We start from the raw sequence: 1,005 nt of genomic DNA, 5'->3' as shown, positions 1-1,005 counted from the left end.
AAAAACATTAAATCTGACATCCGACTTCCGGCATCTGAAATCTGTATTTGGACGATTAGCTCAGCTGGGAGAGCACCTGCCTTACAAGCAGGGGGTCGGCGGTTCGATCCCGTCATCGTCCACCATTAAAATTCAAGTAATCGTATTGAATTATTAGTTATAAAGTTAGCCGGTGTAGCTCAATTGGTAGAGCAACTGACTTGTAATCAGTAGGTTGGGGGTTCAAGTCCTCTTGCCGGCACCATTAAAAATCAGGCTACAATGTCGAATTATCATCTATGTTGCATGAAGATTGTTGTACTCGAAGAGTGCACCATAAAAATTGACTATATGGAGCTGTGGTGTAGAGGCCTAACATGCCTGCCTGTCACGCAGGAGACCGCGGGTTCGAATCCCGTCAGCTCCGCCATATAAAATTTCTTATGAGCCATTAGCTCAGCAGGTAGAGCACCTGACTTTTAATCAGGGTGTCACAGGTTCGAATCCTGTATGGCTCACCATTTAAATATGCGGGTGTGGCGGAATTGGCAGACGCACTAGACTTAGGATCTAGCGCCTATGGCGTGGGGGTTCAACTCCCTTCACCCGCACCATTATAATTTCGAGCACTACGTCGAATTACATTCTACTTAAGAAAAAACGTTGTACTCGAAGAGTGCTCCATTAACGTGCCGGGGTGGCGGAATTGGCAGACGCACAGGACTTAAAATCCTGCGGTAGGTGACTACCGTACCGGTTCAAGTCCGGTCCTCGGCACCATCTATAATTTTAAGTACAACATCGATTTAACATCATTCTTAGAAAATAATTTTTGTACTGTAAGTGCATTATTTAAAATGAGTGTAGCAATGCGAATTTTGTTAACAATCAAAAATACTTGTGCCCTTAGCTCAGCTGGATAGAGTGTCTGACTACGAATCAGAAGGTCGGGAGTTCGAATCTCTCAGGGCACGCCATTTACGGGGTGTGGCTCAGCTTGGTAGAGCACCTGGTTTGGGACCAGGG

7 tRNA genes are annotated in these 1,005 nt (G+C 45.6%); all 7 read left to right on the top strand.

Annotation, left to right across the window (positions count from 1 at the left end):
- Positions 1-49 precede the first annotated feature (49 nt).
- The 7 genes from TEPIDINF_RS14690 to TEPIDINF_RS14660 all read left to right on the top strand — a co-directional run bounded on the left by TEPIDINF_RS14690 (position 50) and on the right by TEPIDINF_RS14660 (position 956).
- Positions 50-125, top strand: a tRNA-Val gene (locus tag TEPIDINF_RS14690).
- Between the two features lie 43 nt (positions 126-168).
- Positions 169-244, top strand: a tRNA-Thr gene (locus TEPIDINF_RS14685).
- Positions 245-332: 88 nt separating this feature from the next.
- Positions 333-409, top strand: a tRNA-Asp gene (locus tag TEPIDINF_RS14680).
- A gap of 15 nt (positions 410-424) precedes the next feature.
- A tRNA-Lys gene (locus TEPIDINF_RS14675) sits at positions 425-500 on the top strand.
- Positions 501-509: 9 nt separating this feature from the next.
- Positions 510-593, top strand: a tRNA-Leu gene (locus TEPIDINF_RS14670).
- 77 nt (positions 594-670) lie between these two features.
- Positions 671-759: transfer RNA gene (locus TEPIDINF_RS14665), tRNA-Leu, on the top strand.
- A 120-nt stretch (positions 760-879) separates the two neighbouring features.
- A tRNA-Arg gene (locus TEPIDINF_RS14660) sits at positions 880-956 on the top strand.
- Positions 957-1,005 lie beyond the last annotated feature (49 nt).

This window comes from Tepidibacillus infernus, from assembly GCF_048898065.1.
Classification (GTDB): domain Bacteria; phylum Bacillota; class Bacilli; order Tepidibacillales; family Tepidibacillaceae; genus Tepidibacillus_B; species Tepidibacillus_B infernus.
Note: the sequence above shows the minus strand (reverse complement) of the source record. Positions and strands in the feature narration are given on the sequence as shown.